The sequence below is a fragment of the Aquamicrobium sp. NLF2-7 genome, from assembly GCF_022359935.1.
GTDB classification, from domain to species: domain Bacteria; phylum Pseudomonadota; class Alphaproteobacteria; order Rhizobiales; family Rhizobiaceae; genus Mesorhizobium; species Mesorhizobium lusatiense.
Genome location: NZ_JAKSED010000001.1, coordinates 1,713,729 through 1,727,316, shown reverse-complemented (window position 1 = coordinate 1,727,316; position 13,588 = coordinate 1,713,729). Strand labels below are relative to the sequence as shown.

Annotated in this window: 11 protein-coding genes and 1 tRNA gene; 11 read left to right on the top strand and 1 reads right to left on the bottom strand. The window is 63.0% G+C overall.

What is annotated here, in order from left to right; genetic code table 11:
- The 7 genes from obgE to MIC97_RS08460 all read left to right on the top strand — a co-directional run bounded on the left by obgE (nucleotide 1) and on the right by MIC97_RS08460 (nucleotide 5,391).
- Complete coding sequence (gene obgE / locus MIC97_RS08490; protein WP_239799659.1) at nucleotides 1–1,041, top strand: GTPase ObgE; 1,041 nt, start codon at nucleotides 1–3, stop codon at nucleotides 1,039–1,041.
- Between the two features lie 4 nt (nucleotides 1,042–1,045).
- Nucleotides 1,046–2,179 (top strand): glutamate 5-kinase, encoded by a 1,134-nt coding sequence (gene proB, locus MIC97_RS08485; RefSeq protein ID WP_239799658.1) that lies wholly within the window; start codon nucleotides 1,046–1,048, stop codon nucleotides 2,177–2,179.
- A gap of 20 nt (nucleotides 2,180–2,199) precedes the next feature.
- Nucleotides 2,200–3,486: a glutamate-5-semialdehyde dehydrogenase gene (locus MIC97_RS08480; RefSeq protein ID WP_239799657.1), complete on the top strand. Its 1,287-nt coding sequence runs from the start codon at nucleotides 2,200–2,202 to the stop codon at nucleotides 3,484–3,486.
- An 80-nt stretch (nucleotides 3,487–3,566) separates the two neighbouring features.
- Nucleotides 3,567–4,151 (top strand): nicotinate-nucleotide adenylyltransferase, encoded by a 585-nt coding sequence (locus MIC97_RS08475; protein WP_239801071.1) that lies wholly within the window; start codon nucleotides 3,567–3,569, stop codon nucleotides 4,149–4,151.
- Nucleotides 4,152–4,246: 95 nt separating this feature from the next.
- Nucleotides 4,247–4,321: transfer RNA gene (locus MIC97_RS08470), tRNA-Glu, on the top strand.
- A gap of 113 nt (nucleotides 4,322–4,434) precedes the next feature.
- Nucleotides 4,435–4,923, top strand: a complete 489-nt coding sequence (locus MIC97_RS08465; protein WP_239799656.1) for a hypothetical protein — start codon at nucleotides 4,435–4,437, stop codon at nucleotides 4,921–4,923.
- A gap of 66 nt (nucleotides 4,924–4,989) precedes the next feature.
- Entirely contained in the window at nucleotides 4,990–5,391 is a 402-nt protein-coding gene (locus tag MIC97_RS08460; RefSeq protein WP_239799655.1) for a DoxX family protein, read from the top strand.
- Nucleotides 5,392–5,443: 52 nt separating this feature from the next.
- Here MIC97_RS08460 and MIC97_RS08455 read toward each other — a convergent pair whose 3' ends face one another.
- Entirely contained in the window at nucleotides 5,444–5,800 is a 357-nt protein-coding gene (locus MIC97_RS08455; RefSeq protein WP_239799654.1) for a hypothetical protein, read from the bottom strand.
- A 171-nt stretch (nucleotides 5,801–5,971) separates the two neighbouring features.
- Here MIC97_RS08455 and MIC97_RS08450 point away from each other — a divergent pair, with 171 nt between their 5' ends.
- From MIC97_RS08450 to pstA, 4 genes are all read left to right on the top strand, one after another.
- Nucleotides 5,972–9,337, top strand: coding sequence for a response regulator (locus MIC97_RS08450; protein ID WP_239799653.1), 3,366 nt, complete (start codon nucleotides 5,972–5,974; stop codon nucleotides 9,335–9,337).
- A 307-nt stretch (nucleotides 9,338–9,644) separates the two neighbouring features.
- Complete coding sequence (locus tag MIC97_RS08445; protein WP_239799652.1) at nucleotides 9,645–10,682, top strand: substrate-binding domain-containing protein; 1,038 nt, start codon at nucleotides 9,645–9,647, stop codon at nucleotides 10,680–10,682.
- A 99-nt stretch (nucleotides 10,683–10,781) separates the two neighbouring features.
- Nucleotides 10,782–12,251, top strand: coding sequence for a phosphate ABC transporter permease subunit PstC (gene pstC, locus MIC97_RS08440; RefSeq protein WP_183824411.1), 1,470 nt, complete (start codon nucleotides 10,782–10,784; stop codon nucleotides 12,249–12,251).
- Entirely contained in the window at nucleotides 12,248–13,573 is a 1,326-nt protein-coding gene (gene pstA, locus MIC97_RS08435; protein ID WP_239799651.1) for a phosphate ABC transporter permease PstA, read from the top strand. Before pstC ends, pstA begins: the two co-directional genes overlap by 4 nt.
- Nucleotides 13,574–13,588 lie beyond the last annotated feature (15 nt).

Here is a 13,588-nt window from a genome sequence, read left to right as displayed (position 1 = left end):
ATGAAATTCCTCGATCAGGCCAAGGTTCACATACGCTCCGGCGATGGCGGTGCCGGTTCGGTGTCGTTCCGCCGGGAAAAATTCATCGAGTTCGGTGGCCCCGACGGTGGTGATGGCGGTCGCGGCGGCGATGTCTGGGCCGAGGCCGTCAACGGGCTCAACACGCTGATCGACTATCGCTACCAGCAGCATTTCAAGGCGAAAACCGGCGTTCACGGCATGGGCCGTAACCTCACCGGCGCAAAGGGCGCGGATGTGGTGCTGAAGGTGCCGGCCGGAACCCAGATTTTCGAGGACGACAACGAAACGCTGATCTGTGACCTGACCGAACCCGGTCAGCGCTACCTGCTGGCCAAGGGCGGCAATGGCGGTTTCGGCAACCAGCATTTCAAGACTTCCACCAATCAGGCGCCGCGCCGCGCCAACCCCGGCCTGCCGGGTGTTGAAAAAAGCATCTGGCTGCGGCTGAAGCTGATTGCCGATGCCGGGCTGGTGGGGCTTCCCAATGCCGGAAAATCGACGTTTCTGGCCACGGTAACGGCGGCGAAGCCGAAGATCGCCGACTATCCCTTCACCACGTTGCATCCGGGGCTCGGTGTGGCGCGCATCGACGCGCGCGAGTTCGTCATTGCCGATATTCCAGGCCTGATCGAAGGCGCGCATGAAGGCATTGGCATCGGCGACCGCTTCCTCGGCCATGTCGAGCGCACGCGCGTGCTTCTGCATCTGGTGTCGGCACAGGAAGAGCATCCCGGCAAGGTTTACAAGACCGTGCGCGGCGAGCTTGAAGCTTATGGCAACGGCCTCGCTGAAAAACCGGAAATCGTGGCGCTCAGTCAAGTCGATACAATCGATGCGGATGAGCGCAAGAAAAAGCTGGCGACACTGAAACGCGCCTGTGGCTCGGCTCCGCTCCTGCTTTCGGCCGCAACGGGCGAGGGCGTCGAGGCGGTGCTGCGGGCCCTCATGGCAGTGGTCGAAGAGGCGCGCACACTCGCATCGCCCAAAACCGGCGAAGACGAAGACCGCTGGAAAGTCTGATCGCATGAGTGCTCTTTCGCTGAAGGACTATCGCCGCATCACGGTGAAGATCGGCTCGGCCCTGCTGGTCGACCGCAACACGGGGCTGAAGCGCGACTGGCTGGCATCGCTGGCTGACGATATCGGCGCGCTGGCTGCAAATGGCGCGGAAATCCTTGTCGTCTCGTCGGGCGCCATCGCGCTCGGCCGCACCATGCTTGGGCTGGGGCGCCGGGCGCTGAAGCTGGAGGAAAGCCAGGCGGCGGCGGCCGTCGGCCAGATCGCCCTGGCAGGTGCCTGGGCAGAGGCGCTTGGTCGCCATGACCTGACCTCGGGCCAGATCCTGCTGACGCTGGGCGATACCGAGGAGCGGCGGCGCTATCTCAATGCGCGCGCCACCATCTCGACGCTGCTCAAGATGAAGGCGGTGCCGGTCATCAACGAGAACGACACCGTCGCCACCTCCGAAATCCGCTATGGCGACAATGATCGTCTGGCGGCCCGTGTCGCCACCATGATGGGCGCCGACCTGCTGGTGCTGCTCTCCGACATCGACGGGCTCTACACCGCGCCGCCGGCGATCGATCCCAATGCCAAGTTCATTCCGGTGGTCGAGCGCATCACGCCCGATATCGAGGCGATGGCCGGGGCAGCGGCTTCCGAACTGTCGCGCGGTGGCATGCGCACCAAGCTCGATGCCGGCAAGATCGCGACCGGGGCTGGCACGGCGATGATCATCACCGCCGGCACGCGCCAGTCGCCCCTGATGGCGATCGAGCGCGGCGAGCGCGCCACGCTGTTCAGGCCGAGCGCCCATCCGGTAAAGGGCTACAAGACATGGATCGCTGGCCAGCTCGAACCAGCCGGGCGCCTGACGGTGGATGACGGCGCGGTGAAGGCGCTGCTTTCGGGCAAGTCGCTGCTGCCGGCCGGCGTGCGGCAGGTGGCCGGAAACTTCTCGCGCGGCGACACGGTGGCCATCCTGGGGCCCGACAGCCGCGAGATCGCGCGCGGTCTGGTTGCCTATGATGCCGCCGATGCCGTAAGAATTGCCGGGTTGAAGACGGCGGAGATAGAAGCCGTGCTCGGCTATGAAGCCCGCTCGGCCATGATCCACCGGGACGACCTCGTGGTGAATGGCAACGGATTTGAAATCTAGCTCTGATCGGAGTTGGGACCATGCTGAACATGAATGACAACTCCCGTCAGGACACTGTGGCGCTGATGGCCGAAATCGGCCGCAAGGCACGGGCCGCGGCCCGGCCACTGGCCATCGCTTCGCCAGAGCGCAAGCATGCCGCGCTGGTTTCCATGGCTGAAGCCATCGTGCGTGGTGAGGCGGAAATCCTGAACGCCAACGCCATCGATATGGCCAATGGCGAGGAGGCTGGCCTTTCACCGGCGATGCTGGACCGGCTGAAGCTCGACCCGCAGCGCATCCGCGCCATTGCCGACGGCATCAGGACGATCGCGGAACTGCCCGACCCGGTGGGCGATGTCATCGCCGGCTGGGACCGCCCCAACGGCCTGCACATCGAGCGCGTGCGCACGCCGCTCGGCGTCATCGGCGTGATCTATGAAAGCCGGCCCAATGTGACGGCGGATGCCGGTGCGCTGTGCCTCAAGGCTGGCAATGCGGTCATTTTGCGCGGCGGCTCGGATTCGCTGAATTCATCCGGCGCCATTCACGCCTGCCTAGCCGAAGGGCTCAAGGCGGCCGGCCTGCCGCAGGACGCCATCCAGCTCGTGCCGGTCAGCGACCGCGCCGCCGTCGGCGAGATGCTGAAGGGTTTGGGCGGCAATCTCGACGTGATCATTCCGCGCGGTGGCCGCAGCCTCGTCGAGCGGGTGCAGACCGAAGCGCGCGTGCCGGTGTTCGCGCATCTGGAAGGCATCTGCCATCTCTACATCGACAGGTCGGCTGACCTCGACATGGCGGTGAAGATTGCCGTCAACGCCAAGATGCGCCGCACCGGCATCTGTGGTGCTGCGGAAACGCTGCTTGTCGACCGTGCCGTGGCTGGAACGCATGTGGTGCCGGTGCTGACGGCGCTGCGCGATGCCGGTTGCGCCATCCGCGCCGACAAGGAGGTGATGGCCCTGTTTGCGGATGCGACGCCCGCCACGGAAGACGACTGGCGCACCGAATATCTCGATGCCATCATTTCCGTGAAGCTGGTGGATGGAGTTGCCGGCGCCATCGAGCACATCGAAACCTTTTCCTCGCATCACACCGAGGCGATCGTGGCGGAGGATGCGGCGGCGGTGGAGAAATTCTTCAACGAGATCGATTCCGCGATCCTGCTGCACAATGCTTCCACCCAGTTCGCGGATGGCGGCGAGTTCGGCATGGGCGCAGAGATCGGCATCGCCACCGGCAAGATGCATGCGCGCGGGCCGGTGGGCGTCGAGCAGCTGACCTCGTTCAAATATCGGGTGCGCGGATCGGGGCAGGTGCGGCCTTGACCGCAACGCACCGGTTTTAAGCAGGCTTTCGGGGAGGCGGAACCATGCACGGCCAATCGGTGCAATCCGCCTATCTGCGCATGCCGCATGTCGAGAAGGGCATGCAGGTCGGGCTTTTCGGCGGCTCCTTCAATCCGCCCCATGCCGGTCATGTGCTGGTCGCGGAAATTGCGCTGCGAAGACTGGCACTCGATCAGCTCTGGTGGATGGTCACCCCCGGCAATCCGCTGAAGAGCACGCGCGAGCTTGCGCCGCTGGAGGAGCGGATCGCGCGTTCCGAAGCGATCACGCGCAATCCGCGCATCAAGGTCACCGCCTTCGAGGCGGCTCACCATGTGCGCTATACGGCCGATACGCTGGCGCTGGTGCGTGCCAGAAACCCCGGCGTCGATTTCGTATGGATCATGGGTGCCGACAGCCTGCGCGATTTTCATCGGTGGGAACGCTGGCGCGACATTATGATGACCTTTCCCATCGCGGTGATCGACCGGCCGGGAGCGACATTGTCGTTCCTGTCATCGGTGGTTGCCCGGTCCTTCGACTACGCACGTGTCGATGAAATGAACGCGCCGCGTCTGGCGCGCATGCAAGCGCCCGCGTGGACCTTCATCCACGGGCCGCGCTCGACGCTGTCCTCGACCGCCATCCGCAACGGACGCGGCTGAAACGGGGGGCTTCATCTTTTTCCGGGCATGTTGAGGAAATGGGATTGAGGCTGTTGCTTTTTATGATCCGGCAGCCTATATCGCGGACCTCGGCTGCGCCCATCGTCTAGCGGTCAGGACGGCGCCCTCTCACGGCGCAAACAGGGGTTCGATTCCCCTTGGGCGTACCAACTCTTTTCCCGGGTTTTTCCTCATCTGTGGAATGTATCTCGCGGCTTGGCAGCGGCGGACGCTGTGCGCTACCACCCTATGGAAGATTCCTTATCTGTTGCATGGGTTCGTCATGAGCAAGGCCGTTACGTCATTCGTCCTGATCGCCGTCTTCAGCGGCCTGTTGATGGCACTCAGCCTTGCCGTCGCACGTCATGGCTATCCGTTCGGGCTGGTCGGCGTGCGCCGTCTCGACGCGATCGCCTCGGCCCAGAATTTCCTGCCGCTGGCCGCCATCTATTTCTTCAGCGCCATGCTCATGATGATCCTGCCGCTGAAGGCTGCGAGCATCGTTCTGGTCAACGCCGCCGACGCCCTGATGTGGACGGCTATCGCCCTGCTGGCGGCGATTGTCGGCAGCGTGCTTGCCCGCTGGGCGTTCGGCCAGTCGAGCATATTGAACACGCTGGGCGACTGGCGCTTCCTGTTTGCCGTGGCGATCGTGGGATGCCATCTGGCGCTGAACAGCCTGCGCCGCAATGTCCTGCTGCGCAGCCTCGCATTCTCAGGGTTTGCGGCACTTACGCTCTGCTGCCTGTTCTGGAACTTCATGCTCAGGTGAGAGCGCTTGCGCGCATCCGGGCATGATGGTTTCATGCGCCCCGTCAATGCGAGACGGGGGCGTTCCATGCCGCAGATCATCAATGCCATACTGGGTTCCGGATGGTTCGGCTATCTTGCCCGAATTGTGCTGACGTTCATGTTCTGGTCGAGCGGCCTCGCCAAGCTGATCGATTTCAATGCCGGGGTCGGCGAAATGGTCCATTTCGGGCTCGAACCCGGCTGGCTGTTCAACATAGCGACCATCATCGTGCAGATCGGCGGATCGCTGCTGATCATCTTCAACCGATGGGTATGGCTGGGGGCGGGCGCGCTCGCTGTCTTCACCGCCCTCACCATTCCGCTGGCCCATAATTTCTGGGCGATGGAAGAACCCTTCAGGACGATAGAGTTCTATGTCGTCATGGAGCACATCACGGTGATCGGCGCGCTCATGGTCGCGGCCTGCGCTTCCGTGCGCAAGTCCTGAAATTTACGCCGCCCGGCCAGCCTGCTCCTGACGCGGTTTGCGGAGCGTGTGTTCAGTCGCACACCATCTGTATGCGCCCGCCGGCATCCTGCGCGGGACCGCAGGAAATCGGTTTCGCGGGGGCCGAAGAGGAGGGCGGACGCTGGTCCGGCCGTGCGGATGCATTACGCCGTGAAGGTGCAGGGCGTGTCCCGCGCGACGGCTGATATTGCGGCGAAGCGACCGGCGCGAAGGTCGAGCCGCTCTGTACGGGCGGGGTCTGGGTCCCGGAGGGACCGCGATCCCAGATACGCCGCGCATCGACCTGTTTCGGGATCATTACGGTGCCGTCGTCCGTGCGCGCGCAGCCGCTGCCCGCAAGCAGGCTTGCCGAGAGGAGGAGCATCGGGAGCGGTGTCAGTCTGACCATGTTGTTCGATCCGATAGCGCGACATCCGGCCGATGGCAATGTGGACAAAGCAGTCCTGCAGGCCCGGAGTTGCAGATATGCACCCATAGATAGGGCATAAGTTCCAAGTGTCTGCCTTGCCTAATGAGAAACCTGCCGTTAGCCTGACAATTCCGCGCTCCGAAGATGTATATGCGGAGTATCCGGCGGGAGGATCAGGGCTGGATTCATATGGGGAATGCGCAGGGGCCGATCCGGCAGCACGGCGTGGATGCATCTGCCTGCGTCCCGCATGGCGACGACCTCGTTTCAGATGCCGACCCGTCTCATCATCCGGCTGAGACCGATGCGAATTTGAGCTGGTCCTGGGAAACCGGACCGGACCTGCGCTTTATCCGTTTTTCAGACAATTATCTGGCAGCGACGGGCATTCCGCCGGAGAACATGATCGGCCGCCTTCGTTTCGATTTCATGGATCAGGTCCGGCATGGCAATGAAAAGGCAATTGCCCACCTGAACGACTTGCAAAGTCACAAAGCCTTCCGTGATTTCGTTTATGAGTTGAAGAACGGCACACAGCAATGCCGCTGGATTTCCACCAGCGGCGAGCCGTGCTTCGACGCGGATGGGCGCTTCACCGGCTACCGGGGCACCGCGCGCAATATAACGGCTATCGCTGAACAGGTGCGCGACCTTGTGCCCGCGCCCGCCATGGCCGTTAGCGAAACGCGACAGGCCCTTGCCGCGCTCAACGCGATCAATGAGGCCATGTGCCTCTATGACGAGAACGACGTGCTGGTGCTTCACAATGATGCCCTGCTGCGGCTTTATTGTTCTCTTGCCGATGTGATCAGACCGGGCATTTCATATTCCGATATTCTCGATGCCGGACTTGAGCGCGGTGTGTGGGATACCGAAGGGCTCGAAGGGCCTGTCTGGCGCGATAATATGCTGCAGGCCCGTGCCAGTGCTTCGGATCAGTCCAGTCTGATCCGGTTCACCAATGGCCGTGTGCTTCTCAGCCGTGCGATCCGTACCGACACGGGAATGCGCATTTCCACCTGCAGCGATGTGACAGAGCTTGAGGGGCACAAGGCGGAGGCGCTCCGGGCTGAAGCCAGAAGCAGGGCGTTGCGGTTCGACCTCGAAATGATGGTGAACTCGCTCGACATGGCGATCGTCATCGTCGACGAGCATCTGAATGTGGAACTGATCAACAACGCATTCTGGAAGCTCTGGAACCTTTCTCCCGCGCAGGTCGGCGGCGACGCCTTCCGCGCGTTGCTTGAAGCCGACCGCCACACAGGTATCTACGGCGTGGAGGACCGCGAATGGGAGGAATACGTCGCGGGCCGGGAGGCGGAAATCAGAAGCGGCGAGGTGCTGCCGCGCGAATTCCGCCGGGCCGATGGTCTCACCATGATCTATTCCGTGACCGCCCTTTCCGGCGGGCGCAGGCTGATCTCCTATTACGACATCACCGCGCTGAAGGATCGTGAGGAAGCGCTGCGCGCAACCATGCGCGAGAACGAGCTGTTTCGCGGCCTCATCGATAACGTTCCGGTTTCCATCTATGCCAAGCATGAGGATCTCCGGCTGTTCTACGTCAATCGCGGCTGGACCGAGCTGACGGGAATCAGCGCGGCGGAAGCCGTCGGCAGGACCGACATGGAGCTGTTCGGCATCCATGGCCGGGAGATGACAGGCAGCGATCTGGCCGTGTTGCGCACTGGCGATACGCAGGAAGGCGAGGAAATGGTCGTCGGGGCGGATCAGAAGGTCCGCTATCAGTTCGCTCGCAAGAGCGCGATGAAAGCCTCGGACGGCTCGGGTTATCTGATCGGCTCCACGACCGATATCACCGAACTGAAGCTGCGCGAGGCGGAGCTGGTGGATGCGCGCCAGCGCGCGGAGCAGGCGGACCGCACCAAATCCGAGTTCCTGGCCAATATGAGCCACGAAATCCGGACGCCGATGAACGGGGTGCTTGGCATGGCCGAGCTTCTGTCGAAGACCGATCTCGATCCGAAGCAGAAGACGTTTACCGACATCATTGTCAAATCGGGCAATGCCCTGCTTTCGATCATCAACGACATTCTCGACTTTTCGAAGATCGATGCCGGCCAGATGGTACTGGAGAGGGCCTCCTTTGAAGTGGGGGAGGTGGTGGAGGACGCGGTTGCGCTGGTGGCCGCCCGCGCCCGCGAAAAGGACGTGGAGCTTGTCGTTCGCCTCGAACCCGGCATGGAGACGTGTTTTCTGGGAGATGCGGGCCGCATTCGCCAGATCCTGCTCAATCTGCTCGGTAACGCGGTGAAGTTCACGGACCACGGCCATGTGCTGGTCGACGTATCGGCTTGTCAGGCAGACGGTCCGGCCACTTTGCATTTTGCGGTAACAGATACGGGCATCGGAATTCCTTCCGACAAGCTGGCGATGGTGTTCGACAAGTTCAGCCAGGTCGACGGGTCTTCGACGCGGCGGCATGAGGGCACCGGTCTCGGCCTTGCCATCTCGTCGCGCCTCGTGGCGCTGATGGGAGGCGAGATCGGCGTGGAAAGCGAAGCCGGCCGGGGCTCAACCTTCTGGTTCGATATTCCGCTGGAAAAGGGAAGCCGTGCGGCAGCGGGGCCGGTGCCGCCCGTCGACGTAACCGGCGCGCGCGTGCTGATCATCGACGACAATGCCGTCAACCGCGCGATCCTGACCGAGCAGATGCAGGCGTGGGCGTTCGATTCCTGTGCTGCGGCGAACGGCGTGGAAGGGCTGAAGGTTCTGAAGGCGGCCGTCGCGCGGGGGCTTGGGGTCGAGTGCATCGTGCTCGACTATCAGATGCCCGGCATGAATGGCCCGGATGTGGCTGCTGCGGTGCGCAGCGATCCAGGCCTGCGCGATGTGCCGATCATCCTGCTGACTTCGGTGGATCATTCCATTGCCGATCCACAGTGCCGTGATCTCGGCATTCATGCGCATCTGACCAAGCCGGTCCGTTCTTCCACCTTGCTGCAGACCATGGTGGAGGCGATTCAGCGCCAGCGGGGCTTTTCCATCTCCGATGGGGCTGAACAATCTCCGGAACCCGCAAGCGAGGCTGTGGAGCCCGTCCGCGAGGCGGTGCCTGCTGCGACCTCGCTTCTCCACGGTGAAGCGCAGGATGACCGCCTCGACATTCTCGTCGCCGAGGACAATGAGGTGAACCAGCTCGTGTTTACCCAGATCCTGTGCGACAGCGGTTACAGCTTCGAGATCGTGGGCAATGGACGGCTGGCCGTGGAGGCATTCCACCGGATGCGGCCGCGGATGATCCTGATGGATGTTTCGATGCCGCAGATGAACGGCTACGAGGCCACCGGCCGCATCCGGATGAGCGAAGGACCCGACGGGGCCCATGTCCCGATCGTTGGCGTGACTGCGCATGCGCTCAAGGGCGACCGGGAGCGGTGCCTGGAGTGCGGAATGGACGATTATCTGCCGAAACCTGTCAGCCCCCGGGCGCTCATGGCCAAGCTCGAGCGCTGGCTGGGGCCCTCCGGCGCGGCGGAAAAACAACACCGCTGAGGTGCGGCGCCTTCCCGCCTTGCAGACAGCCGGCGGATCAGGCGGAAAACGGGGCTGTTTTTCGCAGGCGCGTCTTCTGCATCTTCAGTGCCGCCCTCCGCCGCTACAAATTTCAGGATAACAACCACATAGGCAGTTTGCGCATCCGGCGGGCAAACCGATCGGCTTTCGCGCAAAAAAGCCTTGCGCGGCAAGCTTTACCGGACCGACACGAAACTGTCATGCGACTGTAATAATCGGGGTCTATTGGCCACACCGGGCGCTAGGAAAAGAGCGCTGCCAGATCATCCGAACAGGAGCAGGCCACATGAACAGATACCTTCTCACCGCGTCGGTTGCGGCGCTCGCACTGGCCGCGACGGCCGGCTTCGCCTCGGCGCGCGACCAGATCCAGATCGCTGGTTCGTCGACCGTTCTTCCCTATGCAAAGATCGTCGCCGAGAATTTCTCGGAAGCTTATTCCAACTTCAAGACCCCGGTCGTGGAATCGGGCGGCTCTTCTGGCGGCCTCAAGGAATTCTGCAAGGGCGTCGGCGAGAACACCATCGACATCGCCAATTCCTCGCGCCCGATCAAGGAATCGGAAGTGAAGGCCTGTGCTGATGCCGGCGTCACCGACATCCAGGAAGTGCGCATCGGCTATGACGGCATCGTCTTCGCCACCGACATCAACGGTCCCGACTGGGCCCTGACCGCGCAGGACATCTACAAGGCGCTCGCCGCTCAGGTCATCGTCGATGGCAAGCTGGTCGACAACAAGGTCGCCAAGTGGAACGAAGTGAACCCGGCCCTGCCGGACTGGGATATCGCTGCCTACATCCCTGGCGAAAAGCACGGCACCCGCGAAGTCTTCGAAGAGAAGCTGATGGCGGAAGGCTGCAAGGAAGCCGGCGCTCTCGAAGCCATCAAGGCGACCGGCGCTGACGACAAGGCCGCTGCTGCCGCCTGCATCGCGGTCCGCAAGGACGGCAAGGCTGTCGACATCGATGGCGACTACACCGAGACGCTGGCCCGCATCGACTCCAACAAGACCGGCGTTGGCGTGTTCGGCCTCGCCTTCTACGAAAACAACGCCGACAAGCTGAAGGTCGCCACCGTCGAAGGCGTCAGCCCCTCGGTCGAGACCATCGCCAAGGGCGAATATCCGGTGTCGCGTCCGCTGTTCTTCTACGTGAAGAAGGCTCACCTCGACGTCGTTCCGGGCCTGAAGGAGTATGTGAACTTCTTCCTCTCCGACGACATGGTCGGCCCTGAGAGCCCGCTGGCCGAGTACGGTCTGGTGTCGGCCCCCGATGCGGAGCGCGATGAGCAGCGCTCGGCTTTCGAAGCCGGCAAGACCCTCTGATCAGAACCGGTTCGGGGCGCGCCATCCAAGGTGCGCCCCTGCCATCTTAGGCGTGAAGCAATCCAGGGCCTGCCCCTGAAAGCCAATTGGACAGACTTCATGAGCGTTTCCTGGGTTCTTGCCATCGTTCTGATCATCGGCGTGGTGGCTTTTCTCGTGGCGCGTATGCGCGCCTCGCGGCTGGAGCCGCAACCCGGCGTCAAGCAGCATTCCCTGCCGGGTTATCATGGCTCCTACGCGCTGGTCCTTGCGATCTTCCCGGCCCTCCTCTTTTTCGCGATCTGGAAAGCGGCAAGCCCGCTTTATATCGACAGCGCCGTGTGGCGCGGCCTGCCCGGGCAGGTGACCTCCGCACCGGATGTGAACCGTTCGCTGACGATGGGCACCATCTACGCGATCGGCGACGGCCTGCGCCGGCTTGACGCCGCTGAAATCGAGCAGGTGCGTTCCGGTCAGGCAGACCTCAAGGCGCTGTTTGCCACGAAGGGTCTGGCGCTGGCCTCGAATGGCGAGCCCTACATGGTGCCTGCCGCTGAATCCTACAGGTCGATGAGCGACGCCTCGTCTCTCTGGTCCGCCATCGGCGCAATCCTGATTTCGCTGGCAGGTGCATGGTTCGGGCTGTCGGGCATCACGCTTCGCCGCCGCGCCCGCAACAATGTCGAGCGGGTGATGCTGTGGGGCCTGATCGCGGCCTCGACCGTCGCCATCCTCACCACCGTCGGCATCGTGCTGTCGATGCTGTTCCAGACGCTGTCCTTCTTCCAGTCCGTGCCGCTCTCCAATTTCTTCTTCGGAACGGTGTGGGACCCGCGCTTCGCCGCAGCCGGTTCGGGCGGCGCGACCGGTCAGTTCGGTCTGATCCCGCTGCTTGCCGGTACGCTTTACATCGCGCTGGTGGCCATGCTGTTCGCTGTGCCGGTCGGCCTGTTCGCAGCAATCTACATGTCGGAATATGCGTCGCGTAAAGTGCGCTCGATCGTGAAGCCGGTGCTGGAAGTGCTCGCCGGCATTCCCACCATCGTCTACGGTATTTTCGCCCTGGTGACGGTCGGTCCGCTGCTGCGCGACATTTCGGCGGCGCTGTCGGGCGGCCAGCCCTTCATCGCGGCGCAGAGCGTGCTGACGGCGGGTCTGGTCATGGGCATCATGCTCATCCCCTTCGTGTCCTCGCTCTCCGACGACATCATCAGCGCGGTGCCGCGTTCTCTCAATGACGGCTCGCTCGGCCTTGGCGCCACGCGCTCCGAAACGGTGCGCAACGTCATCCTGCCTGCAGCCCTTCCGGGTATCGTCGGCGCGCTGCTGCTGACCGCCTCACGGGCGATCGGTGAAACCATGATCGTGGTGCTTGCCGCAGGCGTGGCCGCCAACCTCACCATCAATCCGGGTGAGGCCATGACCACCATCACCGTCAAGATCGTCAACCAGCTGACCGGCGACCTTGAATTCACCTCGCCGCAGACGCTGGTGGCCTTCGCCCTCGGCATCACCCTCTTTGTCATCACGCTCGGCATGAATGTGCTGGCGCTCTACATCGTGCGCAAATATCGGGAACAGTACGAATGACCGACATCCCGTTCGACAACACCGTGACGGCCACCGCTCCGGCCCGCCGCGACATCGGCCTCAAGCGCCGCTACCGCGCCGAGCGCAGGTTCCGCTTCTACGGTATCGCGGCAATCGCCATCGGCATCTTCTTCCTCGGCGCCCTGATGTTCACTGTCATCAGGGGTGGTTACACCGCTTTCTGGCAGACCTCGATCAGCCTGCCGGTTACCTTTGATGCCGGCGTCATCGACCCGGAAGGCAAGCGCGACAGCGATGCCAATGTGCTGGCCACCGCCAACTATCCGCTGCTGGCGCGCAATGCTCTTGCCGCAAAGCTCGGGCTTGATGTCGAAGCCGAGGAGAACAGGGCTGACCTGCGCCTCCTGTCCGGCATGATCTCGCAGGGCGTGCGCACGCAACTCCGTGACATGGTGATCGCCGATCCGTCGATCATCGGCACCACGCAGGATGTGTGGGTTCTGGCCGCTGCGGACGTCGATTCCGCCCATAAGGGCCAGATCGACATGTCGGTTCCCGAATCCCGCCGCAAGGTCAAGGACAAGCAGGTTGCCTGGATGAAGACCCTGACCGCCGACGGCGCCATGGTCGAGCGTTTCAACCGCGGCCTGTTCACCTTCGGCGCTTCCAGCCGGCCGGAAACCGCCGGCATGGGCGTGGCGCTGATCGGCTCGGTCTACATGATGCTGATCGTTCTGGTGCTGGCGCTGCCGATCGGCGTGGCGGCCTCCATCTATCTGGAGGAGTTCGCACCGAAGAACCGCTGGACCGACCTAATCGAGGTCAACATCAACAATCTGGCGGCCGTGCCTTCCATCGTGTTCGGTCTGCTCGGCCTTGCGGTGTTCGTGAATTTCATGGGATTGCCGCGATCGGCCTCGCTGGTCGGCGGTCTCGTGCTGACGCTGATGACGCTGCCGACGATCATCATCGCCACCCGCGCCGCCCTCAAGGCTGTGCCGCCCTCGATCCGCTCCGGTGCACTGGGTGTCGGCGCCTCGAAGATGCAGACTGTGTTCCACCACGTTCTGCCGCTTGCAGCCCCCGGTATTCTCACCGGAACCATCATCGGTCTGGCGCAGGCGCTGGGCGAGACCGCTCCGCTGCTGCTCATCGGCATGGTGGCCTTCGTGGCCGACTATCCCGCCACGCCGATGGATCCTGCCACCGCGCTGCCCGTGCAGATCTACATGTGGGCGAACGAAGCCGAACGTGCCTTCGTGGAACGCACTTCCGGCGCCATCATCATCCTCCTGCTTTTCCTTGCCGCGATGAACCTGGCCGCGATCCTGCTGCGCCGGCGCTTCGAACGGCGCTGGTAATTAAGGAACAAAGAT